Annotated in this window: 27 protein-coding genes, 1 rRNA gene and 1 pseudogene; 8 read left to right on the top strand and 21 right to left on the bottom strand. The window is 70.4% G+C overall.

What is annotated here, in order from left to right; translation table 11 throughout:
* Positions 1–86 (top strand): 5S ribosomal RNA (gene rrf / locus AB0N90_RS35025); the annotation flags it as partial.
* A gap of 115 nt (positions 87–201) precedes the next feature.
* Here the strand turns inward: rrf and AB0N90_RS35020 are convergent.
* The 5 genes from AB0N90_RS35020 to AB0N90_RS35000 form a co-directional block, all read right to left on the bottom strand.
* Positions 202–1512 carry a DUF58 domain-containing protein gene (locus AB0N90_RS35020; protein ID WP_365203253.1) on the bottom strand — a complete coding sequence of 437 codons (1311 nt, stop codon included), beginning with the start codon at positions 1510–1512 and terminating at the stop codon, positions 202–204.
* Positions 1512–2504, bottom strand: a complete 993-nt coding sequence (locus AB0N90_RS35015; RefSeq protein ID WP_365203251.1) for a MoxR family ATPase — start codon at positions 2502–2504, stop codon at positions 1512–1514. The genes AB0N90_RS35020 and AB0N90_RS35015 overlap by 1 nt, the downstream gene beginning before the upstream one ends.
* Positions 2501–3703: a DUF4350 domain-containing protein gene (locus AB0N90_RS35010; RefSeq protein WP_365203250.1), complete on the bottom strand. Its 1203-nt coding sequence runs from the start codon at positions 3701–3703 to the stop codon at positions 2501–2503. The genes AB0N90_RS35015 and AB0N90_RS35010 overlap by 4 nt, the downstream gene beginning before the upstream one ends.
* Positions 3700–4410: a DUF4129 domain-containing protein gene (locus AB0N90_RS35005; protein ID WP_365203261.1), complete on the bottom strand. Its 711-nt coding sequence runs from the start codon at positions 4408–4410 to the stop codon at positions 3700–3702. The genes AB0N90_RS35010 and AB0N90_RS35005 overlap by 4 nt, the downstream gene beginning before the upstream one ends.
* Positions 4411–4483: 73 nt before the next feature.
* Positions 4484–5842 (bottom strand): hypothetical protein, encoded by a 1359-nt coding sequence (locus AB0N90_RS35000; protein ID WP_365203248.1) that lies wholly within the window; start codon positions 5840–5842, stop codon positions 4484–4486.
* Between the two features lie 140 nt (positions 5843–5982).
* On the opposite strand from AB0N90_RS35000, the gene mtnA reads away from it, so the two are divergent.
* Entirely contained in the window at positions 5983–7125 is a 1143-nt protein-coding gene (mtnA, locus tag AB0N90_RS34995) for an S-methyl-5-thioribose-1-phosphate isomerase (RefSeq protein WP_365203246.1), read from the top strand.
* 227 nt (positions 7126–7352) lie between these two features.
* On the opposite strand, the gene AB0N90_RS34990 is transcribed toward mtnA, so the two are convergent.
* From AB0N90_RS34990 to AB0N90_RS34920, 15 genes and pseudogenes are all read right to left on the bottom strand, one after another.
* Positions 7353–8483: a tyrosine-type recombinase/integrase gene (locus AB0N90_RS34990; protein ID WP_365203245.1), complete on the bottom strand. Its 1131-nt coding sequence runs from the start codon at positions 8481–8483 to the stop codon at positions 7353–7355.
* A 74-nt stretch (positions 8484–8557) separates the two neighbouring features.
* A complete protein-coding gene (locus tag AB0N90_RS34985) occupies positions 8558–8746 on the bottom strand; it encodes a helix-turn-helix domain-containing protein (protein ID WP_361526764.1) in 189 nt (62 codons plus the stop codon).
* Positions 8743–10087 (bottom strand): annotated as a pseudogene (gene repSA / locus AB0N90_RS34980) (replication initiator protein RepSA). Before repSA ends, AB0N90_RS34985 begins: the two are co-directional and overlap by 4 nt.
* 47 nt (positions 10088–10134) lie before the next feature.
* Positions 10135–10836: a DNA methylase gene (locus AB0N90_RS34975; protein WP_365203243.1), complete on the bottom strand. Its 702-nt coding sequence runs from the start codon at positions 10834–10836 to the stop codon at positions 10135–10137.
* Positions 10833–11012: a hypothetical protein gene (locus AB0N90_RS34970; RefSeq protein ID WP_365203262.1), complete on the bottom strand. Its 180-nt coding sequence runs from the start codon at positions 11010–11012 to the stop codon at positions 10833–10835. The genes AB0N90_RS34975 and AB0N90_RS34970 overlap by 4 nt, the downstream gene beginning before the upstream one ends.
* On the bottom strand, positions 11009–11191 hold the full coding sequence (locus AB0N90_RS34965) for a hypothetical protein (protein ID WP_365203241.1): 183 nt from the start codon (positions 11189–11191) through the stop codon (positions 11009–11011). Before AB0N90_RS34965 ends, AB0N90_RS34970 begins: the two co-directional genes overlap by 4 nt.
* 92 nt (positions 11192–11283) lie before the next feature.
* Positions 11284–11517, bottom strand: coding sequence for a hypothetical protein (locus AB0N90_RS34960; RefSeq protein ID WP_365203239.1), 234 nt, complete (start codon positions 11515–11517; stop codon positions 11284–11286).
* A 17-nt stretch (positions 11518–11534) separates the two neighbouring features.
* A complete protein-coding gene (locus AB0N90_RS34955; protein WP_365203237.1) occupies positions 11535–12083 on the bottom strand; it encodes a GGDEF domain-containing protein in 549 nt (182 codons plus the stop codon).
* Between the two features lie 4 nt (positions 12084–12087).
* Complete coding sequence (locus AB0N90_RS34950; protein WP_365203235.1) at positions 12088–12405, bottom strand: SpdD protein; 318 nt, start codon at positions 12403–12405, stop codon at positions 12088–12090.
* 18 nt (positions 12406–12423) lie between these two features.
* The gene (locus tag AB0N90_RS34945) at positions 12424–12579 is read right to left on the bottom strand and encodes a hypothetical protein (protein ID WP_232989168.1); all 156 of its coding nucleotides are present in this window, start codon (positions 12577–12579) and stop codon (positions 12424–12426) included.
* 16 nt (positions 12580–12595) lie between these two features.
* On the bottom strand, positions 12596–12784 hold the full coding sequence (locus AB0N90_RS34940) for a mobile element transfer protein (RefSeq protein WP_365203234.1): 189 nt from the start codon (positions 12782–12784) through the stop codon (positions 12596–12598).
* An 18-nt stretch (positions 12785–12802) separates the two neighbouring features.
* Positions 12803–13504 carry a DUF2637 domain-containing protein gene (locus AB0N90_RS34935; RefSeq protein ID WP_365203232.1) on the bottom strand — a complete coding sequence of 234 codons (702 nt, stop codon included), beginning with the start codon at positions 13502–13504 and terminating at the stop codon, positions 12803–12805.
* A gap of 4 nt (positions 13505–13508) precedes the next feature.
* Positions 13509–13715: a hypothetical protein gene (locus tag AB0N90_RS34930; RefSeq protein WP_365203231.1), complete on the bottom strand. Its 207-nt coding sequence runs from the start codon at positions 13713–13715 to the stop codon at positions 13509–13511.
* An 87-nt stretch (positions 13716–13802) separates the two neighbouring features.
* Complete coding sequence (locus AB0N90_RS34925; protein WP_365203229.1) at positions 13803–15143, bottom strand: FtsK/SpoIIIE domain-containing protein; 1341 nt, start codon at positions 15141–15143, stop codon at positions 13803–13805.
* Between the two features lie 2 nt (positions 15144–15145).
* Positions 15146–15475 (bottom strand): hypothetical protein, encoded by a 330-nt coding sequence (locus AB0N90_RS34920; RefSeq protein ID WP_365203227.1) that lies wholly within the window; start codon positions 15473–15475, stop codon positions 15146–15148.
* A gap of 190 nt (positions 15476–15665) precedes the next feature.
* Here AB0N90_RS34920 and AB0N90_RS34915 point away from each other — a divergent pair, with 190 nt between their 5' ends.
* Positions 15666–16424, top strand: a complete 759-nt coding sequence (locus tag AB0N90_RS34915) for a GntR family transcriptional regulator (RefSeq protein WP_365203225.1) — start codon at positions 15666–15668, stop codon at positions 16422–16424.
* Here the strand turns inward: AB0N90_RS34915 and AB0N90_RS34910 are convergent, their stop codons facing one another.
* The gene (locus tag AB0N90_RS34910; RefSeq protein WP_365203223.1) at positions 16425–16994 is read right to left on the bottom strand and encodes a nuclease-related domain-containing protein; all 570 of its coding nucleotides are present in this window, start codon (positions 16992–16994) and stop codon (positions 16425–16427) included.
* Between the two features lie 1135 nt (positions 16995–18129).
* Here AB0N90_RS34910 and AB0N90_RS34905 point away from each other — a divergent pair.
* From AB0N90_RS34905 to mtrB, 5 genes are all read left to right on the top strand, one after another.
* Positions 18130–18924: a TIGR04255 family protein gene (locus AB0N90_RS34905; RefSeq protein ID WP_365203222.1), complete on the top strand. Its 795-nt coding sequence runs from the start codon at positions 18130–18132 to the stop codon at positions 18922–18924.
* Positions 18914–19564, top strand: a complete 651-nt coding sequence (locus tag AB0N90_RS34900) for a hypothetical protein (RefSeq protein WP_365203220.1) — start codon at positions 18914–18916, stop codon at positions 19562–19564. The genes AB0N90_RS34905 and AB0N90_RS34900 overlap by 11 nt, the downstream gene beginning before the upstream one ends.
* A 3-nt stretch (positions 19565–19567) precedes the next feature.
* Positions 19568–20272: a hypothetical protein gene (locus AB0N90_RS34895; RefSeq protein WP_365203218.1), complete on the top strand. Its 705-nt coding sequence runs from the start codon at positions 19568–19570 to the stop codon at positions 20270–20272.
* 302 nt (positions 20273–20574) lie between these two features.
* Positions 20575–21264 (top strand): two-component system response regulator MtrA, encoded by a 690-nt coding sequence (gene mtrA, locus AB0N90_RS34890; RefSeq protein ID WP_187279108.1) that lies wholly within the window; start codon positions 20575–20577, stop codon positions 21262–21264.
* A 1-nt stretch (position 21265) separates the two neighbouring features.
* The gene (gene mtrB, locus AB0N90_RS34885) at positions 21266–23371 is read left to right on the top strand and encodes an MtrAB system histidine kinase MtrB (protein WP_365203216.1); all 2106 of its coding nucleotides are present in this window, start codon (positions 21266–21268) and stop codon (positions 23369–23371) included.
* Positions 23372–23454 lie beyond the last annotated feature (83 nt).

Below are 23454 nucleotides of genomic sequence, written 5' to 3'. Positions count from 1 at the left end.
GTTACATTCCGAACCCGGAAGCTAAGCCTTTCAGCGCCGATGGTACTGCAGGGGGGACCCTGTGGGAGAGTAGGACGCCGCCGAACAATTTTTAGGGAAACCCCCGCACCGATGGTGCGGGGGTTTTCTGCGTTCAAGGACAGTTTTCAGGGACAGTTTCCGGCACGGTGGCACCCAGAAGGGCAGCGAATCGGCGGCCGCTTACAGCCGACCCGCCGCCTTCAGAGCCAGATACGCGTCCGCCAGGGCCGGCGCCAGATCCTCCGGGGTCGCGTCGACCACGGTGACACCGTGCCGGCGCAACTTGTCGGCGGTGCGCTGACGTTCGTTCTGCGCCTGGGCCGCCGCCGCGGCCTCGTACACCGACTCCGCACTGCCCCGGGCGTTCGCCATGTCGGCGATGTACGGGTCGGCCACCGCGGCGACCAGGACCGTATGGCGGTGCGTGAGCTGGGGGAGTACCGGGAGCAGTCCCTGTTCCACCGGCGCTGCGTCCAACGTGGTGAGCAGGACGATCAGGGAACGCCGGGGCGCCGTGCGCAGCGCCATGGAGGTCAGGCCCCGACTGTCGGTCTCCACGAGCTCCGGTTCGAGCGTGGCCATCGCGTTGACGAGGGAGGGCAGCAGCTCGTTGGCGGAGCGGCCCTGGACCAGGGCGCGTGCCCGGCGGTCGTAGGCGAGCAGGTCCACGCGGTCGCCGGCCCGGGAGGCGAGCGCCGCGAGCAGCAGCGCCGCGTCCATGGCAGCGTCCAGCCGAGGGGCGTCGCCCAGCCGGCCCGCCGAGGTGCGACCGGTGTCCAGCACGAGAAGGATGCGGCGGTCACGTTCGGGGCGCCAGGTGCGCACGGCGACCGTGGACTGCCGAGCGGTGGCCCGCCAGTCGATCGAGCGGGTGTCGTCACCGGGAACGTACTCGCGAAGGCTGTCGAATTCCGTTCCCTCACCGCGCGTCAAAACGCTTGTACGACCGTCGAGTTCACGCAATCGAGCGAGTTTCGACGGAAGATGCTTTCGGCTCGTGAACGGGGGCAGAACCCGTACAGACCAGGGCACCCGATGGGCGCCCTGGCGGGAGAACAGCCCGAGGGGGCCGTAGGAGCGGATCGTCACACGGTCGGCCTGGCGGTCACCCCGGCGGGTGGGACGCAGCCGGGTGGTGACCCGTCTGCGCTCACCTGAAGGCACGGTCAGCTGGTGCCGGGACGACTCGACCTCCGTCCCGGACAGCCAGCTGCTGGGCGGCCAGCCGTCCCGGAGCTTCGCCCGCAGCACCCGTCGCGACGGGTTGGCGACCGTGAGCGTCACATCCGCGGCTTCACCGAGCCGGGCGGTGGTGTCGCCCGAGCGGTTCAGGACCAGGCGTCGTACGGGCGCGGCCAGCGCGAAGTCGCAGGCGCAGGCCAGGGCCAGCGGGCCGTTGACCGCGAGGATGCCCGTCCAGCCCGGCTCCAGGATGCCGACCGGGAGGGAGCCGAGGGCCGCGAGCAGGGCGGCGCGTCCGGTGAGCGCCATCAGCGGGGAACCGGGACATGGGCGAGGACGGCGTTGATGACCGAGTCGGCCGTCACGCCTTCCATCTCCGCCTCCGGGCGCAGCTGGACGCGATGGCGCAGCGTCGGCAGGGCGAGGGCCTTGACGTCGTCCGGGATGACGTAGTCCCGGCCGGTCAGCCAGGCCCAGGCACGAGCGGTGGACAGAAGGGCCGTGGCCCCACGAGGGGACACGCCCATGGTGAGGGAGGGGGATTCGCGGGTGGCACGGCAGATATCGACGACATAGGCCGTGATCTCGGAGGAGACGGTCGTCCCGGCGACCGCGGCACGGGCCGCCTCCAGGTCGGCGGGTCCGGCGACGGGACGTATGCCCGCGGCGCGCAGATCACGGGGGTTGAAGCCCGAGGCGTGGCGGGTGAGGACGTCGATCTCGTTCTCGCGGGAGGGCAGCGGGATCGTCAACTTGAGCAGGAACCGGTCCAGTTGGGCCTCGGGGAGGGGGTAGGTGCCCTCGTACTCGACCGGGTTCTGCGTCGCGGCGACGAGGAACGGTTCGGGGAGCGGACGGGGTGTGCCGTCGACCGTGACCTGGCGCTCCTCCATGGCCTCCAGGAGGGAGGACTGGGTCTTGGGCGGGGTGCGGTTGATCTCGTCCGCGAGCAGGAGGTTGGTGAAGACCGGGCCGGGCTGGAAGGAGAACTCGGCGGACCGGGTGTCGTAGACGAGGGAGCCGGTGATGTCGCTCGGCATCAGATCGGGGGTGAACTGGACGCGCTTGGTGTCGAGTTCGAGGGCGGACGCGAGGGCGCGCACCAGCAGCGTCTTGGCGACTCCGGGGACGCCTTCGAGCAGGACGTGCCCGCGGCACAGGAGGGCGACGACGAGGCCGGTCACGGCGGGGTCCTGGCCGACCACGGCTTTGGCGATCTCGGCGCGCAGGGACTCCAGGGAGGCGCGGGGGTCACCCGCGAGCTTGGTGAGCCCGGCGTTGTCGGTGGTCGGGTCCGTCATGAACGGCGTACCTCTCTTTCGAGGGCGTCGAGTTGGTCGGTGAGTGCGATCAGGGCCGTGTCGTCGCCGGGTGGCGGCCCGAAGAGCAGGGGGCGCAAGTCCTGTCCGTCTGCGGCGAGATGGGCGGACAGCGCGGGGAGCAGGGCCTCGGGCGCGTGCGCCTGGGCCACGGGCACCCCGACGAGCGGGGCGAGGCGGGTGCGGGCGGCGGCGCGCAGCGCGGCGGCGGCGCGGTCGCGGGCGTTGGCCTTGCGGTAGAGGCGGGCGCGGCCTTCGGCGGTCTCGGAGGCGCGGATCGCGACGGGGAGCCGCTCGGGCACCAGGGGTCCGAAGCGGCGTCCCCGCCAGAAGGCGGCCAGCACGGCCGCGATGAACAACTGGAGGGTGGCCCAGGACCAGCCCGAGGGGATCAGGTCGAAGAAGCTCTTGTCGTCGTCGTCGTCGCCGGCGGCGGGGGTGTCGGAGAGCGAGGGGAGGTACCAGACCAGATGGGGCCGGGAGCCGAGGAGTTGCAGGGCGAGCGAGGCGTTGCCCCGCTTGTCGAGGCGGTCGTTGTAGAGGATGTCGGGGGCGCCGAGCACGACGGTGTCGCCCCCGGAGGCGGCCGGGACGCGCAGCAGGGTGGCGAGCCGTGCGCTGGGGTAGCAGGAGTCGGCGTCGAGCCGGGTGGTGGTGTAGCGGACGCCGCCGGTGTCGGCGCTGCCCGCGCGCCGGGCCTCGGGCAGGGCGCAGGCGGGGGCCAGGGTGGAGCCGAGGCTGTCGGCGGGGTCGGCGCTGACCCCGGGGGCGAGCCGGCCGATGGACCAGCCGCTCGCCGCGACGAGGACGGTGCGCCCGCCGGAGGGTGCGGTCGCCCGGTGCAGTTCGCTCTGCTGACCGTCGGTGAGCCGGTCGGGGACGGCGACCACGAGGGTGGTGTCGGGGCCCGCGGCGGCGCGGGCGGCGCGCAGCGTGGTGACCACGCGCGTGGTGACCCCGCGGTCGGCCAGCAACTGGGCGACGGCGCGGCTGCCGTAGGGGTCGGCGGAGCGCGGGTCCAGCCGGCCGTGCCGCTCGGTGGAGCGTACGGCGGCGATGGCGACGGCCGCGGCCAGGAGCAGGACGGCGGCGAGGACGATGCCTCGCGTCCGGGTCCACACCGTGCGGGCCGTGGGCGCGGTGGAGGTGGCGGCGGTCGGCGCCGCGGCCTCGGTGGTCACTCGGCGGCCCCCTGGCTGCTGTGGGCCGTGGCGGCCGCGCTGTCGGCGTGGGCGGGCCTGGCGCGTTCCAGGTCGCGGTCGAGTTCGGTGAGGCGCTGGTACGACTGCTCGCTCGCGGCGCGTCCGCCGTATGTCACGTCGTCGAACTCCCGGGCGGCGGCGCGCAGTCGGCCGGTGTGCGCGGGCAGGGCGCGGCCGGCTTCGGCGGCGGCCTCGTCGGCGGTGCGGCCCGGCCGGATGTCGAGCACGGCGCGCTCCTCCAGGGAGCGGACGACGGCGCGCATGCGTTCCTGGACGGCCTGGCTCCAGTGGCTCTGGGCGGCGTGTGCCTCGGCGGCCGCGCGGTGTTCGGCGGCGCTGCGCGGGCCGTCGTCGAACAGGACGGCGGCGGTGCGGGCCGGGCGGCGGCGCGGGGTGCCCAGGCGCCACCACAGGGCGGCCAGCACGGCGAGGACGAAGAGGATCACGACCAGGAGGCCGATCGCGCCGCCGGGGGTCGGTCCGGCGGCGCTGCCGAACAGGTCGTCGAGCCAGTTCCAGAACGCCTTCAGGGCGCGCTCGAACAGGCTGGGGTCGTTCTCGTGGTACATGCGCTTGGCCAGTTCGCGCCGGGCCGCCTCGCGGGCGGGGTCGCGCGGGACGGTCACCGGCGGTGTGTCACCGGGGCCGCCGACCGCGAGGACGGACGTGCCCGAGCCGCGCAGCAGGCCGTGTACGACTGCGGCCACGGCGCCGGGCGAACCCGGCGCCGTGAGCGATCCCCCCGTGAAGAGCACCCGGTCAGCTCCCTGGGACCGGGCCGGGGGCGCCGACGGGCGCGGGGGTGCCCTGGACATCGGCGGCGCGGGCCAGTTCGAGGTCGAGGCCCTCGCGCCGGATGCGCTGGTCGATGTAGAGGAACACGGTGACGCAGGCGGAGATCGGCAGGGTGATGGTGGTGCCGATCACCGCGCCGATGCCGACGATCACCAGGAAGGTCCAGCTGAGGTGTCCGCCGCCCTGGCCCAGCAGGCCGGACAGGCCGTCGTCGCTCGTGATCAGGGCGATGACGGTGAAGGGGATCGAGATGACCACCCTGACGACACCGACGATGAGTCCGGCGAGCAGCTGGATGCCGAGGATGCGCCACCAGGAGCCGTGCACCAGCTTGGCGGAACGGCGCAGGGAGTGCAGGATGCCCTGCTTCTCCAGCATCAGCGCGGGCGCGGCCAGCGAGAAACGCACCGTCAGCCACATGAGTACGACCATCCCGGCGCCGAAGCCGAGGACCAGGAGCGCGATTCCGGCGACCCGGCCGCCGGCGAGGAAGCCGATGACGCCGGGCACCGAGGCGACGAGCATGACGCCGAGGCCGAGGAGACCGAGCAGGAGCATCTGGCCGAACAGCTTCAGCAGCTGCGGGCGGGCCTCCCGCCATGCCTCGCCCAGGGTGGCCGGCCTGCCGAGGACCGCGCGGCTGGTCACGCTGGTCAGCATCGCGGTGGCGATGAGGGTGCCGATCAGGGTGATCAGGCCCAGGACGATGGAGCTGAGGAAGGACTCGCCCATGACGCGCAGCGCCTCGGCGGGCGGCATGGTCGGGTCGCCGAGGGACGTCTTTTCGACGGTCCTGTTCAGGAAGTAGCCCTGGACGAGGACCGCGATGACCTCCGTGACCACCGCGAGCGCGAGGGATATGCCGAGGACCGTGCGCCAGTAGGTGCGCAGGGTCGAGACGGCGCCGTCGAGGATCTCGCCGACGCCGAGCGGGCGCAGCGGGATGACGCCGGGCTTGGCCGCGGGCGGGGGACCGCCCCAGCCGCCGCCCCAGGCTCCGTATCCGTGGGGCGCCCCGTAGCCGGGGGCGCCGTAGCCAGGAGGGCCTCCGTAGCCGCCACCGGGTGCCCCGGGCCGCGGTCCGGCCCAGCCCGGGCCGGGCGGCGGGGCCTGGTGGGGGGCACCGGTGGGCGTCGACCACTGGCCGGGTGGCGGCTGCTGGCCGGACCACTGCGCGCCTGGGCCCTGCGGCTGCGGGCCCGGCTGCGGCGCGGGTGCGCCGGAGCCGTCTGCGGGCTGGTCGGCGGTGTCGGACGCGCCGGGTTCCCGTCCCTCGGGCGTCGGGTCGGATCCGGGCGAGGCCCAGCCCGGAGTGTCTGTCATCGGAGCTCCTTCTCGGTGCCCGTCCGCGGTCGCGGCGGCAGGTTGGTGGATATCGTGCCATGGCGTGGTCAAGTCGGGTCCGGGCGAGGTACGGGCCGGATGTCTTCAGTTGGCCGTCGTGTCCGGGGCAGACTGACGGCATGGCTGATCATCAGGCACGAAGCGGCGGGGACGAACGGCCGTCCGGGATACCGGCGATCCGATGGGAGGAACCACCCGAAGGTCCTGTACTGGTCCTTCTCGATCAGACGAGGCTTCCCGCGGAGGAGGTCGAGCTGGTGTGCACGGACGCGTCGGCGCTGGTGGAGGCGATCCGTTCGCTCGCCGTGCGCGGGGCGCCGCTGCTCGGTATCGCGGGGGCGTACGGCGTCGCGCTCGCCGCCGCGCGGGGCTTCGACGTGCCCGAGGCGGCGCGCTCCATCGAGGAGGCCCGGCCCACCGCGGTGAACCTGTCCGTCGGGGTGCGCCGGGCGCGGGCCGCGTACGAGGCGGAGCTGGCCCGTGGCGGCGACCCGGCCGCGGCGGCCGGGTCGGCGCTGGCCGCCGCGCGGACGCTGCACCGGCAGGACGCCGAGGCCAGTGCCCGGATGGCGGCCCACGGTCTGGCGCTGCTGGACGAGCTGCTGCCCGGCGGCGGGCACCGGATCCTCACCCACTGCAACACCGGGGCACTGGTCTCGGGTGGGGAGGGCACGGCCTTCGCGGTGGCGCTCGCGGCGCACCGCGTGGGGCGGCTGCGGCGGCTGTGGGTGGACGAGACGCGTCCGCTGCTCCAGGGCGCGCGTCTGACGGCGTACGAGGCGGCCCGCAACGGGATTGCGTACACCCTGCTCACCGACAACGCGGCGGGCTCGCTGTTCGCGGCGGGTGAGGTGGACGCGGTGCTGATCGGGGCGGACCGGATCGCGGCGGACGGCTCGGTGGCGAACAAGGTGGGCAGTTACCCGCTCGCCGTGCTCGCGCGCCACCACGGGGTGCCGTTCATCGTGGTGGCGCCGCTGACCACCATCGACCCGGACACCCTGGACGGCGCGTCCATCGAGGTCGAGCAGCGTCCCGGCTTCGAGGTGACCGAGGTGATGGCACCGCAGGCGCAGATCACGGGGCCCGGCGGTGGGATCCCGGTGGCACCGTTGGGGACGCAGGCGTACAACCCGGCGTTCGATGTGACCCCGCCCGAGCTGGTGACGGCCATCGTCACCGAGGAGGGTGCCGTCACGCCGGTGTCGGGCGAGGCGCTCGCGGGGGTCTGCAAGCGGGCGCGCGAGGCGGCGGCCGGCTGACCGGAGCGCGGCGCCGGGCCTGGATCCGGCGCCGCGGGGCGCTCCGCGAGACGGCCGGGGGCAGACAGTGACGGTCCCGTACGACTATCGTCACAGGCCAGTGAGCCTGCTCACCTGCGCCTCTGCCGTCGTTACGAGAATGGGATGCTCCCAGCCTGATCAACGGCAACGGCCCCTCTACCAGCGACGATGCGCGGGGAGAGGAGCCGTGACATCAGCGGCCTACATCAAGCGGCGGATTCCAGGGCCGAAGAGGCTTCCAGTTCCCGCAGGCGAGCCGGCTGCCGAAGCAGGCGATCGAGCTGCCCCACGGCCTCAACGACGTCCGGGTCCAGAGCCTCAGCGTAGATGTCCATGGTCGTCGCGATCCGGCTGTGCCGAAGGATCGTCTTGACGATGCGCGGGTGAACTCGGAGGTGGACCAGCAAGGTGCCACAGGACTTGCGAAGCCCCTTCGGATTCATCTTGCCCAACCCCTCTGCCCTGACTATCCGTTGCAACACCAGGTAGAGATGATCCGGCGAGAGCGGCCGGCCGGTACGCGTGACGAAGACGTGGCCGTCGGGATCCTCGAACCAGAACCGTCCCCTGCTGATCGCCCGCTCCCGCAGCATGGCCGTGCGCATCCGTGTCCAGCGCAACGGCGCGATGCACTGTGCGGGCAGGGGCAAGGGGGCCTTGGACGTGTCGGTCTTAAGGTCCGTGTCGATGGTGCCGGCGCTTGCTCGTTGCCGCTGCTGTTCCACCCAGATGGTTCGGTTGTCCAGGTCGACGTTCTCCCAGCGAAGCCCGCACACCTCGGCCCGGCGCAGGCCCAGGAGACAGAGCAGGAGGAACGTCGGGTAGTACGGAGTGGAGCGCCGGGCGGCTGCCAGGAAGCGCAGCACGGTCACGGCGTCCCAGCTCTTACCGCTGTCTGCGGAGGCGCGCACATGGACGAGCTTCGTCACATTACGGGTCAGGCCGATGTCCTCGACCATCGCGGCCGTGAGAGCCGCTGAGAGGACCCGCAGCGCGCGCTTGGCGGTCTTGGCCCCTTGGTCCTCCGCGAGCGCCTGTATGACCCCGCGCAGTTCCTTGACGCCGAGCTTGACCATGACTTTGGAGCCCAGGCGCGGACGCAGGTGGTGACGCACGGCAGTCTCGTATGCCCGATAGCTGTTCACCGCAAGGTTCGGTTTCACGACGACTTCGAGCCAATAGTCGAACCACTGACCCAAGGTCATGTCCCGTGTCGGGGTGGGGATTCCCCCGTTGGACCGGTCGATCAGCTCACGGCGCTTGGCGTCGCATTCGTCATAGGTCTTGCCATACGCGTACTTCCGCTTCGTGGTGCCGTCCGGCTGGGGGACGTACACCGCCGCTTGGTACCGGCCGTCAGCGCGCTTCGTGACGGTGCCTGAGCCGTTGGGATTTCGCTTGCGAGGAGGCACTACGAGACCCCCTCAAGTTGTGCGCGGATGTACTCCCGAAGGGCACTTTCGGGGATACGCCTGCACCGCCCCTCGGTGAACGACGCGAGCCGCTTCGAACGGATCAGGTCGTAGACCTTCGAGCGGCTGAAGCGAAGTCGCGCCATGACCTCCGGCACGGTCAGCAGCTCGGGCGTGGCAGTGGTCATGTGGTGGCCCCTTCCAGGTGGAGCAGGGCCGGTAGTTCCTCGCGGGCGGTTTCGCGGTTGTGTTGGATGTCGCGGCGGGTGTTGGCGGCGAGCCAGGATTCGCCGGGGGTGTGGCCGTGGCCGGCGTAGGTCCAGTGGGCGAGGGTGAGGGTGGTGGTCTCGGTGTCGTCGTCGGGGTCGGGCAGGCCGAGAGCGGCTCGTTGCTGGGCGGCGCGGTAGTCGGTGCGGACCTGGCGGAGGGCGCCCAGGGTGGTCGAGTACTTGCGGGACTTGGTGGAGAAGTGGCCGCGGAAGCCGAGCATGTGGGCCCAGTCGCGGAGCTTGCGGTCCGGATAGAGGGCGTGGAGGTCGAGGCACGCGGCGATGAGCCGGGCGGGGTGGTCGGGTACGCCGAGCAGGGCCAGGGCTTCCTTGTTGCCGATGCGGCGGTCGACGGTGCCGGTGGTTTCGGCGGCTTTGGTGGCGTACTTGGCGACGTAGGAGGCGACGGCCTGTTCGGTGATCTCGGAGCCGTCGCCGAAGGCGCGGATCGGGCGGACGTCGAGCTGGGTGCCCCAGCTGAGGGCGCGGGCCGGCTGGTCCCCGGCGGGGTCGACGTCGACCGCGACGCGGGCGGCTGCGGCGTGGATGGCATCGGTGAGCAGATCGAGGGTGGCCCAGGGCGGGGGCAGGCTGTCGGGTCCCTCGGGGCCGTCGAAGCGGATGACGGCGTGGAAGTGGACGGCACCGCGCTTCTGGTACTCGGCGACCTTGCCGAAGGACACGCGGGACTGCGCGTGGGCGGCTTTCTGGGTGAGGCCGGCTCGGCGGGCGATCTCGCGGCGCAGGTAGATCGTGAAGTAGCGCCACAGATCGGAGGCGTGGTTGTTCCACAGCACCGCGCCCGCGTAGTCGTAGGACTCGGGGTCGAGGGGGGGTGCCGAGTTCGGGTGCGTCCTCGGGGTGACGGGTGCCGCAGCGGCAGGGCCGGTTTCCGGGCCGGTTGTGGACCGGGCCGAACGAGGGGGCGGTGAGGGTGGCGAAGACGCGGGGGTGATCCCGGATCGTGTGCGGGGTGCCTTTGACGGAGTCGCCGACGAGGCCGGCGCGGATGAGGTGGTAGGTGTCCCCGGCGTAGGTCCAGGCGCAGGAGGGGCAGCGGGAGGCGCGGCGGTTGCCGCAGGCGATCCGGAGGCGTCCGTCGGGTTCGGTGTCGGTCGAGTACCGGTGCAGGACGTGGTGGGTGTGTGCGTCGCGGACGACGACGGAGCCTTGCAGGTGGATGGGGTCGGAGCAGCCGCCGGTGCGGCGGATCTGGTCTTGGATGCGGTCGAAGCCGGTGGACCCGGCCAGCCTCAGCACATCAGCGAGGGTGGCCGGGTCCAGGCCCGCCGTGGTGGCGGGGTCGGTCACGCGAGTACCTCCTGACGGGCAGTCAGGAAGGCGTGGCCGATGAAGCGGGTGTAGGCGGGCGGGATGGCCTCGGTGAGTTCCTCGCGCACGTCGGTCCAGGTGATGCCCATGGCCCGCTGCATCTCGGGCACGGTGGCCTTGCCTCCGCCGTTGCCGTAGGCGGCGACGTAGGGACCGTCGCGGTGGACGCCGTGGCGGTGGCCCCGTACGTAGCCCCGGTGTCGGGGGTGGGTGGGCTTGAGGGTGGCCCAGCGGCCGAGTTCGAAGTTGCGGTGGCGCAGCACGCCGAGCCCGAACATCTCACCGCACAGGCAGAGGTCTTTGCGGATCTGCGCGCGTCCGTTGGGCTGCTCGATCACGTAGGGCAGGCCGGTCGCGTCGAGGAGTTCGCGGGTCGGTGCCACCAGGTCGACGTGCGCGCCACCCCAACCCCGCGAGGCGTTGGTGCCCACGGTCAACGTGTTCTTGGCCTGGCAGGGCGGAGAAGCGTGGACGAGGCTGTAGCGGCCGATCTCACCGGTGGTGATCAGATGGGCGAGGTATGCGAGCGCGTCACCTCGGTGGTAGGCGAAGGGGTAGCGGGGGCGGTCGGCGATGCCGCAGCCGTCGACCTCGAACCCCGCGAGGTTGTAGCCCTTGCCGGCGCCACCGGAGCAGGAGAACAGATCGAGCACACGCCGACGGTTCGTGGCGGTCACTTGTCGTCCTCCTGCGGCGTGTGGGCGTCGATCCACTGCTCCGCGCACACCTTGTGGACGGGCTTGCCGTTGTCGGAGCGGAGCGGGGTGGGCTTGGTGCAGAGGACGCACGGCTTGTCGCCGGAGGAGTCGAAGTGTTCGGCGGAGCGCCAGTCGAGGAGCGCCACGGCAGTCACTTCCCGGTCCGGACGAGCGCCTGGGCGGAGGCCGTGTGGCCGGTGCCCTTACAGGCCAGGCAGGTGACGGTGAGCGTGTTGCGCGTGCCGTCGGTGTTGCGGGTGCCGGCGGTGATCGCGGCGGTGGCGAAGCCGTCGCAGTCGCCGCAGATGGGCGTGTTCAGGGAGTGCTGAGGCATGATGGGGCTTCCCTTTCGGGTCCGTTGGGTCCTGGAAGTGGTGCAGGCGCCGGGGCGGCGGTTCTTTGGCGAGAGAGCCGCCCCGGGGCCGTTCAGCGGCGGCGGTTGCGAGCGCGCGGGATGGGCGGGATGGAGTCGTAGGACTCCTGGCCGCTGCGGAAGTCGCTCAGGTCCGTGACGTCCTTGTCGTTGCCGACCTGGCGCATGATCCGGTTCATGGCCTTCGTGTCGCGGTGGCGGCGGGCGATGGCGTACTCGCGGCCGAGTTCGACCATCTCCTCGTTGCGGGCGGGCTCGGGGTTCGCCTTGCGGTTGAAGATGCCCATGGGGGGGCCTTTCGGGGTCAGTGGTGGGTGTTGCGTCGGCCGTGGCCCTTGGCCGCGTACATCGCCGCGTCGGCGGCGGACAGGGCGTCGGTGAGGGACGGCGCGGGCAGGTCCGTGCGGTGGCAGGAGCCCACGGAGGCGGAGACCGGCAGGGTGTGCCCGTCGTGTTCGACGGGCTGAGCCAGAACCTGGCGAAGGGCGTCGAGGTCGGCCGTGTGGTCGGGGCTGGTGACGATGGCGGCGAACTCGTCGCCTCCGAGGCGGGCGGCGATGCCGTGGTGGCCGTACCAGGTGCTCAGGCGGCGGGCGGTCGTGGTGAGGACCGTGTCGCCGGCGGCGTGGCCGTGGGTGTCGTTGATGGCCTTGAAGTCGTCCAGGTCGATCAGAATCACCAGGGCGCCGGGGTGCTTGGTGAGCAGGTGTTCGGCGCGGATGGTCCAGCCGGCGCGGGTGTGCAGGCCGGTCAGGGGGTCGCGGCGGGCGGTGGCCAGACGGCGCAGGAGCAGTCCGCCGTGCACGGCCCAGCCCAGCGACGGTAAGCCGGCCGCGATCAGTTGGGTGTCCATGCCGTCACCGCTCCTTGTGGAGGTCTTTGACGAGCAGACGCAGAACGATCGCGACCACGGCGACGGAAACCCCGGTGACGGCGACGGCGAGGAGCATGGAGACCAGGACCGTGCCGACGACGAGGACGGCGGCGCCTCCGCCGGCGACGAGGGCGAGCGTGCTGCCGGGGGTGAGCTGGACGGTCGGCCGGTTCGAGGCCGGGGCCGGCGGGGCGACCGGGACCGGGACGTGGCTCTGGGCAGGGGCCGGGGTGAGGGTCTGCGGCTGGATGACGGTCGGGGTCGGGGCGGTGTCGTTGGGCGGGTACTTCGGGGTGAACACAGCGGGATTCCCTTCGGGTTAGTGGATGAAGGAGCCGACGACGGGGCCGAGGGTGCTGTGGGCGACGAGGTAGCCGCCGAGGAGGAGCAGGGCCACGAGCCACCACGGCGGGCGGACGTGCTTGATGCCGAGGTAGCCGATCGCGGCGATGGCGAGCCAGAGCGGAACGTTCACGTCGGGATCTCCCCTTTCAGATCTGGCAGCGGTGGGTGCGGGCGGCGAGTTCGGCGGCGGCGCGGCTGTCGTAGTCGGCGGAGAAGCCGCAGCGCGGGGCGGTGCAGGCGGCGGTGTGCTTGTCGCGGCCACGGCCGTCGAAGGAGGTGGCGACCTGGACGGGGCCGATACGGATCACGTCGCGGAAGCGGCGGCGAGCGGTCACGGTCAATCCCCTTTTAAATCAGGCGAGTTGGAGTTGGGCGGCGATGGAACGGGTCATGTCCTCGGGCAGGCCGAGGCGTGCGGAGAGCACGTCGGCGGGCATCGCGGATCCGGTGGAGGCCCGGTGGGCTTCGGTGAGCTTGCGGGCGTGATCCAGCAGAGCCGCAGGGACGACCGGGACAGGGGCCGCGGGCGTCACGGGTGCCGGTTCCGGCGCGGGAGCCAGCTCCGCAGGCGGTGTGGGCGAGGGTTCGTCGGAGCGCTCGATCTCGACTTCCGGCACGACCGGCTGTTCTTCTTCCGGCTCAGCCGGAGCAGGGCCGGGGGGCGGGGTAGAGATGGGTGAGTGGACGAGCAGAGTGCCGCCGAGGAAGGCCAGGGCGGGCCAGCCGGCCACGAGAATCCGCAGCCAAGCGGGCACCTGGTGCAGGTCGAGGAGTCCGGCGGTGGCGATGTTGGCGCCGAGCGAGGCGCCCAGGGCGATGACGAACCAGGTCCAGGCCGAACGGTCACGCCGGGCGTTGCGCAGTCGGCGCCACGCGGCGACCAACAGCAGGTCGACGGAGACCGGGTAGGCCCAGGCTTTCCACCCGGACTGACCAGCTGCTCCAGCCAGGTCGTGCAGATGGGCGAAGGACAGCGCACCAGCGATCACGGCCTGAACGAGAACGGCGTCCGGGCGGAGGGACGAGCGAGGCGCGCTGTTCTTCCGAGCAGTCATGTGGTCACCGACCGGTGCGCGGGTAGCCGTGACCCTCGGGCGGGTAGTCCTTGCCCTTGCCGCTGGTGCAGCCGTCGAGGACGACGCGGGCGAACTCCTCGTCCACGTTGCCGCCGCCGTTGAGGTAGCCCATGGTGGCGTTGATGATCTGTCCGGTCAGGTCGCTGTCCCTGCGGGCAGGGCTTTCGCGGCGGTCGCGGTAGCTGGACATGTGATCTTTCCCTTCGATTCAGACATGGCAGGGGTAGGGACCTGGCGCGAGGTGCGGCCGCGCCGACCGTGGAACAGGGAGGAGATGTCAGTCGGTGACCGGTCGCGGCTTGACCAGCGACGGACCGTCCACCGGCGCCTCAGCGGGCGCCCAGGGCCGGAAGGGTTCGAGGAACGGCAGGTCCGGGACCATGTGCGCGAAGTCACGGCAGACAGCGGTCACTTCGTCACGGGTGACGGCCGGGGTGCGGATCTTCGACCAGCCGCCGGAGGTGTCCGCCGCGACGGCGGTACCGGGGCGTTCCATCGGGATCAGACTCGCGGCCGGGACCGCGTCCGGGGCGATGTCGGCGAGACCCATCTCGGCGGTCTGCTTGTCGTTGACCCGGTGCACGACCCGGCCGGTGAGCTGGGCCCGGAGCATGGTGGCACCCTTGCCCAGATCGGAGCCGAACCGCTGACCGCAGATCTCCAGGTAGATCCCGACCGCACGAGCCATCTGCGCCAGCCGGATCAGCGACGTCACGATCCGCTCGCGGCGCTCCTCGTCCTTCTTCGAGGAGATCAGGAAGAGTTCCGCGACCTCGTCCACGAGGACGATCACGGGCACCGGCCGCTGCGGAGCGGGCAGGTCCCAGATTTCGGAGGCACCTGCCGTGCTCAGCAGGTCGAAGCGGTCCTCCATCTCCGCGACCAGGAACCCGAACAGGGAAGCGGCGTCGTCCGGATTGGTCACCAGGGCCGACAGGCGCGGCGCGTAGCCGGACTGTTCGACACCGCGCTTGCAGTCCACCCCGACCAGCGCGACCGGGAGTTGGGCCAGGCCCTTGATCAGGTTGCGCTGGTACATGGACTTGCCGGACTGGTTCGCGCCCAGCGTGAGGGCCATCGGCGCCTTGCGGTAGTCCCGCTCGAAGGCAGTCCCGTCCTCCCGCAGGGCGACCGGCACGACCATGTCGTGCGGCACCGCATTACGAGGCATCCGGACCCGGCGCAGCACGTCATAGCCGGTCATCCGCAGTTCCAGGAACCCCGGCTTCGTCTCCGCCACGGTCACCGAGTGCACACCCCACGCGTGCCGCAGCCGTTCGGACGCGGCGGCCACGTCGGCGGGCTCCAGACCGGCCGGGAGCCGCAGGGTCACCCGCAGCCCGGTCGACGTGCCCCGCACCCGGCGGATCTTCGGCGGAATGGGCTGCACCTCACGCCGGGCCACGTTCCGGGCCATGAACGCCCGCAGACCCGACGGCTGCACCGTCAGCCCGCACACATCCATCGTCGACCGGTACGAGTACCCGAACCGCGCCAGCGCCGCCGGCAGGCCCACCAGCGCCCAGTACGCACGAGGAGCACGCACCTTCGCGAACCCGACACCGCCAACGGCCGCTAAGCCTGCGGTGGCCTCCAGAGCCATGGACAGATCCGTCATGGTCAGACCGCCGAGGTGATCGCGACCGCACGGAACGAGATGCTGTGCCGCTTCTGCCCGTTGAACTCGTTCTCCCAGTCCCGCGCCTTCAGGCCCACGACCTTCACCGGCATACCCGGCGCCAGACCCTCGGGAAGACCCGTCTCCGGGATCGTCACCTGATACAGGTTCCCCTCTCCCTCGTCCGAGACCAGCAGCCCCACCGTCGACAGGCCCGCCCCGGTCTCCCGGTCCATCGCACGCTCACCCGTCTTCGCGTTGGCCAGCTTCGGCGTCGGCGCGGTCGCCACGAACACCACAGCGGTCGAAACGTCGATCTTGAACGACGGCATAGCTGTCCCCTCACCTTTGCGGCCGCTCCCTTGTGAGCAACCTCTCTAGAGATGACTCAATAGAACTGCACCTCTCTAGAGATGTCAATACATCTCTAGAGAGGTTTCGGATGGGCTACAGAGGCGAGCCGCCGGTTGGGGCGAACGTGCGAACGCCCCTAAGGTGTCTAGAGAGGAAAGGAGGGATCACATGGCCACCCAGGGCAGCGGACGCCAGCCGAAGTACCAGCGCATCGCGGACGAACTGAGGGAAGCGATCCAGGCCGGCGAGTACGGCCCAGGTGATCGGCTACCGGGAGAGAACGACCTCATGGCCACGTACGAGGTGGCCCGCATGACCGCCCGGCAGGCGCTCGGTGTGCTCCAGAACGAGGGCCTTGCCGAGTCCCGCAAGGGTGCCGGCGTGTTCGTCCGCGCCTTCAAGCCGCTCAGACGGCGAGGCATTCAGCGGCTGTCCCGCGATCAGTGGGGTTCGGGACGGTCCATTTGGTCGGCGGACATCGAGGACCGCACCTTGGTGGTCGACCAGGCGCAGGTCTACGAGGCGGCATCACCCGAACGGATCAGTCAGGTGCTTGGCGTCGAGGCAGACGCACCCGTGTGCGTACGTAGCCGCCGCTTCGTCCTGGATGACAAGCCCGTCCTGCTGTCCACGTCCTACCTGCCTGCTGATCTCGTAGCAGGTTCGGCGATCACCCAGGAGGACACCGGACCCGGCGGGACGTATGCCCGGCTGGCCGAGCTGGGCTACAAGCCCGTGCACTTCCGCGAGGAGATCCGGTCCCGGATGCCGTCTCAGGAGGAGGCGAGCCGCCTTCAGCTCTCCATGGGGACGCCTGTGATCATGATTTGCCGCACGGCGTTCGCGGACGAGGGGCGCCCGGTCGAGGTGAACGAAATGACTCTCGACTCCGCCGCCTACGTACTGGAGTACGACTTCGACGCCTGATCAACCGGCCCAGGTCTGGGCATCCCGCGCCACGCTGTAGATACGCGCAACCTGGTCAGGCGGGAGCGTCGGCGACAGTCCAGACAGGACCCGACCGAGGTGCTCGACCGCCAGGACGAGCACCGGCGGGTTAGCACCCTTGACCGTGAGCTTCGCCGCGTGCACCACGGAGATCACGGGCCTGACGGGAACGTCGACTCCACAGCGCGCGGACAAGGCCCGCGAGACACGCCGGGCCTCGGACTGGCTGACCGCGATGTGGCGGGTCGGGGAGCCGTTCACCGTGACGGCAGTATCGCCATACCAGACGGTCTTTCCGAGGTGCCGCTTGGAGTTGATGGAGAAGACGCCGGCGGGACCGATGGCAAGGTGGTCGATGTCCGCACCGCTCGGCCATTGGATCGCGTGGAGGGTGAACCAGCCACGGCGCCGAAGCTTGCTCAACTGGCGTCCAGTGAGGCGTTCCCCGGCGAGCCCGTCCGCCCAACTACGGATGTCCGAGCCGGGGCGCCGGCGGTCGATCAGCCTCAGCACCGGGTTCGGCTGTAACTCCCGGATCTTGCGGCGCACCGCGTCGCCCGGCCTGTTCCGTGCCAAGTCATCCGGTAACGGCTGCACCCTGCCCCCTCGCGCGTGCCCTCTGATCCCAGACCACCACGGAGGAGTGAGCAGCGCCAAGAACCGTATCGGCCATGAGCTGTTACAGGTTTCTCTACCTCATCAAGCCCCGCCCTCTCGGGCGGGGAAGGGGGAGGGGGCGTCCGAGGTGCCTTCCGAGCAGTGCTCGAAGCGGATGCACGACAACGTCCTAGTGGCCTGCCACACCAGGGCAGCCGCGGCGGCGACAGCGCAGTTCCCACCCACACCTTCATCGCAACGGCAGGTCCACGGCCATCGGGGCTCTTGATCCGGTAGGTGAGCGGGGTGGGGGCTCTTGCCCCTTCGGGCATCCGGCGCGCTGGCCAATCGGCTATTCCAGCCGCCGCTACGAGATCACACCCCGCAGGCCCGTCCTACGGGCCTGCGCGGGCTCGGGACTCGGGGCTCCGCTCCTGCCTCCGGCCCGCGCCGCCCCGGCCCCGGCCCCGCGCCACCAAGTTGCCCCGAGGTGATCCCGCTTCACGCTTTGGCCCGCCAGGGACGATGCGCCGGACCGAGCGCTGACACCCACCCCTCCACCAACCAGGACTGAGCCCGCAGCCGAACCACCACCAGGAAGACGGCAGACCACGAAGACGAGCCGAAGCACCTGAGCGGAGAAACCGTCGTTGGCGGTGTCCGATGGGGCCAGGCGGACGACGTGATGGGTTGGGGTGCTGCGGAGGCAGTGAGGTCAGAACAATGCCTCCGGCGGGGGATCGGCCGGCACCGGGATGGAGGGGGCGCCGTTCCCGGCCTCGGGTCCGTTGTGGCGTGCGCGGGGGAGCTCCCATCCCGTCCACCGTCGACCCAGGCAAAGCCGAGCAGACGCGGCCCATGGCGTCCAGGTCGTTCGTACAGTGGCGCGCTCCACCTGGACGCCATGAACCACGCCCGCTCCACGGTGTGTGGGTCGACGGCGGACGGGATGGGAGCTAGAGAGGGTGGTGGTTCATGTAGGTGTGTGGCATGCCGTCTCGTTATGGCCGCTCGATCACTTACGCGGGTAGCGAGTCGGTTGCAGGACCGGTTGTAGTTTTGGTTTCATCTCGGTAAGTTTACAGGCATGGGGCCTCGCGAGATCTATCCGAATCCGCCGCTAACACTAGCGGTCGTCGAACTCCGCCATCCGGTCACAGCCGCCCTGAGTGAAGCCCAGCAGGCCGCTCTGAAGAGTCACCTCGCGGAGGTGTTTCCGCTCGCCCGTCCGGCTCCGGGTGCGGTCAACATGACGGTGACGCCAGCGGGGGTCACCAACGAACAGACACCGCCCATCCCGCGCTACATGACGCGCGACAACACTGCGTCGATTACGTTCCGACGTGACGCCATTGCTGTCGAGACAACTCGGTACGTGAGGCGCAGCGCGCTGCGTGAGCTGTTGCGTCTCGCAGCCGATGCACGTCAGAAGGTTGCAGCCGCCGATGGTGTGACGCGTCTTGGCGTCCGATACATCAACGAGGTGCGGGTTGGCATTGAAGGGCCTGCAGACTGGGCCCAGTGGATCAGCCCAGACCTTACAAACATCGCCGGCCTAGAGGCTGGCGCCACTGGCCCTGCTCGATCATGGCAAGGCATGGCCGTCTTCGGAGATCAGCAAGAGGGGGTGGTGCTTCGCCACGGCAACCTGGAGGGTTACGCGGTGAATCCCAGCGGCGACCTTCGACGTCCCACTCCGCCCCCAGGGCCCTTCTACCTTATCGACCTTGATAGCTACTGGTCGCCGGAAGGTGAGACGCCGACATTCGACTGGGACAGCATCGAGTCCAGGTACGACACTGCTGCGCTGAATGCCCATGCTCTCTTCGAGCAGCTGATCACCGACAAGTACCGCCGGGAGGTTCTACGCCGTGACCAGTGAAACTCGACTTTCCACCCCGGCAACGACCGTGCCGTCATCCAACCTCATCGAACCGATTGAGCCGGTTACAACAGTCGCCAGCCAACTGGATGAGCTTGCCGAGGAGGCCGGCTCCCTGCGCAGCACCAGCAGGTTCATGGCTGAGAGCACGAGTGAGCTGCACCAGAAAGTACTCTTCCAGTCCTGGCAGCACCGCATCAGTGAGAGGGGCAAGCTTGCGCCCAAGGTGCTCCTTGAAGAGATCGCTGATCTGGGATTTGCCTGGCGCGATGTAGCGTGCATGATCGGAGTAAGCGTCCCTGCCGTTCAAAAGTGGCGCAGGGCTGGCGGAGTCTCAGGTGAGAACCGCCGGAGACTCGCCAGCTTGCTCGCGCTGTGCGATGAGATCACGGAGCGTTACCACATTCAGGAAGTGGCGTCCTGGTTTGAGATGCCTCTCACCGCCAGCGCTCCGATCACGCCGATCGACATGTATGTCGATGGCCAGCCGAGGTTGGTCCTGGAGCACGCAAGCGGGCACAGCGACGAAGAGGCGATTCTCACCGCGTACGACCCGGACTGGCGCGAGCGCTACCGGTCGGACTTTGAGGTGTACCTCGAGTCAGATGGCGCCATGTCCATTCGGTCCAAGAAGGCGTGACGAGTGACCCATCAGATGGAGAAGCCGGCAGACCCGGAAGACCTGTATCGGGCCTGCGGCGACGACGTTGCAGCCGAACGCCCGATACTGACCGGCGACGTGTTTGATGGCGTTCAGCTCATAGACACGGACGGCACCAAGCGGCACAAGACGGTCATGGTTCTAGACCACCCCTGCTCGTTGCGTACCGACGGCGTGAACCTGATGCCTCGTTTGACCGTTGCCGAGGTCCGCCACCGGCAACCGGGCAAGTGGGAGGGGTTCTACAACCGCTTCTTCCTGCCCTCTCCGTTCCCCGGAGCGGAGGGGCCGAAGCAGCCGAGCGCCGCCTTCTTCGACGCGTGCTATCACGTCTCGCCAGAGCAGCTTGAGGCCGGCACTCGGCAGGCATGCCTCAGTGACTTCGGGCTTAACTTGCTCCTACAGCGCCGGGTCCACCACTTCAGTCGTGTCGTGGTACCGACCTTCGAGTTCCAGAATGCCAACGGAGGGGTCTACGACGAGGCTGACCTCGTTGAAGAGTGGTGCCTGGATCGGGAGGAGGACGGGCTGAAGCCCCTTGAAGCCGCAGCCGAGTGTGTTGCTTGGCTTCGGGAGGAAGAAGACGGAGTCAAGCGTCAAGTACTCCTCAGAGATCCTCAGAGACGAAGCACCGTGCGGCGCCAGATGCGGGGCTACCTCCGAGGGCTACGCAAGGGTACGAGCTGAGAGCTGGCGGCCCTGGCCGTTGCCGTCTGACACCAACAGCCGACACTAACAGGGGCAAACGGAGCCGGACGAGGGCGGCTCCGGGCGGCCAACAAATGCCCGCCAAGCTCATCGTCTCAGACCCGACGTAGCCCGAACGATGGGCAGCGCCGCGGCCCCGGCACTGACTGCGGCGACAGCCTGACATCTGCGGCTGACATCAACGCCGGCGGACAGAGGCAGACAGTGACGGTCCCGTACGACTATCGTCACAGGCCAGTGAGCCTGCTCACCTGCGCCTCTGCCGTCGTTACGAGAATGGGATGATGTCGTTTATGAAGGGACGAGTCCTTGTCGTCGACGACGACACCGCACTGGCCGAGATGCTCGGCATCGTGCTGCGTGGTGAAGGTTTTGAGCCGTCTTTCGTAGCCGACGGCGACAAGGCGCTGGCCGCGTTCCGTGAGAGCAAGCCCGATCTGGTGCTGCTGGACCTGATGCTGCCCGGACGGGACGGCATCGAGGTGTGCCGGCTGATCCGCGCCGAGTCCGGCGTGCCGATCGTGATGCTCACGGCCAAGAGCGACACCGTGGATGTCGTGGTCGGCCTGGAATCGGGCGCGGACGACTACATCGTCAAGCCGTTCAAGCCGAAGGAACTGGTGGCGCGGATCCGGGCGCGGCTGCGGCGCTCCGAGGAGCCGGCGCCCGAGCAGCTGACCATCGGTGACCTGGTCATCGATGTGGCCGGGCACTCGGTGAAGCGGGACGGGCAGTCGATCGCGCTGACCCCGCTGGAGTTCGACCTGCTGGTCGCGCTCGCCCGCAAGCCCTGGCAGGTCTTCACCCGTGAGGTGCTGCTGGAACAGGTGTGGGGCTACCGCCATGCCGCCGACACCCGCCTGGTCAACGTGCATGTCCAGCGGCTGCGCTCCAAGGTCGAGAAGGACCCGGAGCGGCCGGAGATCGTGGTGACCGTCCGTGGTGTCGGTTACAAGGCGGGACCGAGCTGACATGTCCGGGGACAGTGTCGCTTCGGGGTCCGGCATGCCCGGGGACCGTCCGAAGCGGCCTGTCGGCCGGACGGCGGCGGGTACTCGCTTGAGGCGCCTCTTCGAGGGCGGACTGCTTCAGGGCGGGGTGCAGGGCAGCCCGGTCCTGCGGCTCTTCCTGCGCTGGGTGCGCCGTCCGCTGCTGCCGGTGATGCGGCTGTGGCGGCGCAACATCCAGCTCAGGGTCGTCGCCACCACGCTGCTGATGTCGCTGGGCGTCGTCCTGCTGCTCGGCTTCGTCGTGATCGGGCAGGTGCGCAACGGCCTGCTGGACGCGAAGGTGCGCGCCTCGCAGAGCCAGGCCACGGGCGGTTTCGCGGTGGCCAAGCAGCGTGCCGACGAGGCGGCGGGCACCAACGGCACGGGTACCGGTACCGCTGATGGCAGCACGGACGGCACCGCGGGCGCGGACGGCCGGCCCACGCAGAACGTCATCCAGTGGATGAGTGACCTCGTGGAGTCGCTGTCCAGCGGCGGCGCGGGCGCCTTCGACGTGGTGACGCTGCCCGTCGGCGACGACAGCGGCGGCGGCCGCAGCCCGCGCGGCTCCGGCAACGTCAACCCGACCTCCAGCGTCCCCTCCGACCTGCGCCACCGGGTGAACAACGGCACGACGGCCGCCCAGAGCTACACCCGGATCATCTACTCCAACGGCAAGGACGCGCAGCCCGCGCTGGTCATCGGCAAGCAGGTCAACGACCCGAACGGGCGGCCGTACGAGCTGTACTACCTCTTCCCGCTCACGCAGGAGGAGAAGTCCCTCAGCCTGGTCAAGGGCACCCTGGCGACCGCCGGGCTGTTCGTCGTCGTCCTGCTGGGCGCCATCGCCTGGCTGGTGGTGCGGCAAGTCGTCACGCCGGTGCGGATGGCGGCCGGGATCGCCGAGCGGCTGTCCGCCGGTCAGCTCCAGGAGCGCATGAAGGTCACCGGCGAGGACGACATCGCCCGGTTGGGCGAGGCGTTCAACAAGATGGCGCAGAACCTCCAGGGCAAGATCCAGCAGCTGGAGGACCTGTCGCGGATGCAGCGCCGGTTCGTCTCGGACGTCTCGCACGAGCTGCGCACCCCGCTGACGACGGTCCGGATGGCCGCCGATGTCATCCATGAGGCCCGCCAGGACTTCGACCCGGTGACCGCGCGCTCCGCCGAGCTGCTCGCCGACCAGCTGGACCGCTTCGAGTCGCTGCTCGCGGACCTGCTGGAGATCAGCCGCTTCGACGCGGGCGCGGCGGCCCTGGAGGCCGAACCGATCGACCTCAGGGAGGTCGTACGGCGCGTGGTCGGCGGCGCCGAGCCGCTCGCCGAGCGCAAGGGCACCCGGATACGGGTGGTCGGCGACCTCCAGCCCGTGGTCGCCGAGGCAGATGCCCGGCGGGTGGAGCGGGTGCTGCGCAATCTCGTCGTCAACGCCGTCGAGCACGGCGAGGGCAAGGACGTCATCGTCAAGCTGGCCTCCGCAGGCGGCGCGGTCGCCGTCGCGGTGCGCGACTACGGCGTCGGGCTCAAGCCGGGCGAGGCGACCCGCGTGTTCAGCCGCTTCTGGCGGGCCGACCCGGCCCGCGCCCGCACCACCGGCGGCACCGGCCTCGGGCTGTCGATCGCCCTGGAGGACGCGCGGCTGCACGGCGGCTGGCTCCAGGCCTGGGGCGAGCCCGGCGGCGGTTCGCAGTTCCGGCTGACGCTGCCCAGGACCGCGGACGAGCCGCTGCGGGGCTCGCCGATACCGCTGGAGCCCAAGGACGCGCGTCGCAGGCGCCGCCCCGACGACTCCGGGACGCCGCGCACGGAGAAGCGGGCGACCGTTCCGGCGCAGCAGAGCGGCGGCCGCGCGTCCGCACTGCCCCCGCGCGCCCCCGTCGCGCCCACCGCCGACCCGACCGCGCTGCCGGGCAACGGCAACGGCGCGCGCGTGGTGCCCCGGCCCACGGGGCCGGTACGGCGGCCGGAGGAGCGGCCCGCGGCGGATCCGGGGGCGGACACCGGGGCCGTACGACCAGAATCCGAGCGGCGGGGGACGGCGCGGCCGGAGGATTCGACCGAGCCAGGGGAGGCATTTCGTGGGCGCTGACCGCGAGGGGGGCGCCCGGCGGAAGTCGTGGCGCGCGGCGGCGTACACCGCCTTGGGGGTCGTTCTGCTGGCCGGGTGCGCAT

The sequence above is a fragment of the Streptomyces sp. NPDC093018 genome, from assembly GCF_040684035.1.
Lineage (GTDB): Bacteria > Actinomycetota > Actinomycetes > Streptomycetales > Streptomycetaceae > Streptomyces > Streptomyces murinus.
This window is presented reverse-complemented; position numbering and strand designations above follow the sequence as displayed.

What these genes read in the sequence shown, in the direction of transcription:
- AB0N90_RS34930 (WP_365203231.1), bottom strand. Translation starts at nt 13,715, where the DNA reads ATGTCCAGCTACCGCGACCGCCGCGAAAGCCCTGCCCGCAGGGACAGC.
- AB0N90_RS34915 (WP_365203225.1), top strand. Translation starts at nt 15,666, where the DNA reads ATGGCCACCCAGGGCAGCGGACGCCAGCCGAAGTACCAGCGCATCGCG.
- AB0N90_RS35015 (WP_365203251.1), bottom strand. Translation starts at nt 2,504, where the DNA reads ATGACGGACCCGACCACCGACAACGCCGGGCTCACCAAGCTCGCGGGT.
- mtrB (WP_365203216.1), top strand. Translation starts at nt 21,266, where the DNA reads ATGTCCGGGGACAGTGTCGCTTCGGGGTCCGGCATGCCCGGGGACCGT.
- AB0N90_RS34920 (WP_365203227.1), bottom strand. Translation starts at nt 15,475, where the DNA reads ATGCCGTCGTTCAAGATCGACGTTTCGACCGCTGTGGTGTTCGTGGCG.
- AB0N90_RS35020 (WP_365203253.1), bottom strand. Translation starts at nt 1,512, where the DNA reads ATGGCGCTCACCGGACGCGCCGCCCTGCTCGCGGCCCTCGGCTCCCTC.
- mtrA (WP_187279108.1), top strand. Translation starts at nt 20,575, where the DNA reads ATGATGTCGTTTATGAAGGGACGAGTCCTTGTCGTCGACGACGACACC.
- AB0N90_RS34985 (WP_361526764.1), bottom strand. Translation starts at nt 8,746, where the DNA reads ATGACCACTGCCACGCCCGAGCTGCTGACCGTGCCGGAGGTCATGGCG.
- mtnA (WP_365203246.1), top strand. Translation starts at nt 5,983, where the DNA reads ATGGCTGATCATCAGGCACGAAGCGGCGGGGACGAACGGCCGTCCGGG.
- AB0N90_RS34955 (WP_365203237.1), bottom strand. Translation starts at nt 12,083, where the DNA reads ATGGACACCCAACTGATCGCGGCCGGCTTACCGTCGCTGGGCTGGGCC.
- AB0N90_RS34925 (WP_365203229.1), bottom strand. Translation starts at nt 15,143, where the DNA reads ATGACGGATCTGTCCATGGCTCTGGAGGCCACCGCAGGCTTAGCGGCC.
- AB0N90_RS34965 (WP_365203241.1), bottom strand. Translation starts at nt 11,191, where the DNA reads ATGCCTCAGCACTCCCTGAACACGCCCATCTGCGGCGACTGCGACGGC.
- AB0N90_RS34960 (WP_365203239.1), bottom strand. Translation starts at nt 11,517, where the DNA reads ATGGGCATCTTCAACCGCAAGGCGAACCCCGAGCCCGCCCGCAACGAG.
- AB0N90_RS34905 (WP_365203222.1), top strand. Translation starts at nt 18,130, where the DNA reads ATGGGGCCTCGCGAGATCTATCCGAATCCGCCGCTAACACTAGCGGTC.
- AB0N90_RS35000 (WP_365203248.1), bottom strand. Translation starts at nt 5,842, where the DNA reads ATGACAGACACTCCGGGCTGGGCCTCGCCCGGATCCGACCCGACGCCC.
- AB0N90_RS34935 (WP_365203232.1), bottom strand. Translation starts at nt 13,504, where the DNA reads ATGACTGCTCGGAAGAACAGCGCGCCTCGCTCGTCCCTCCGCCCGGAC.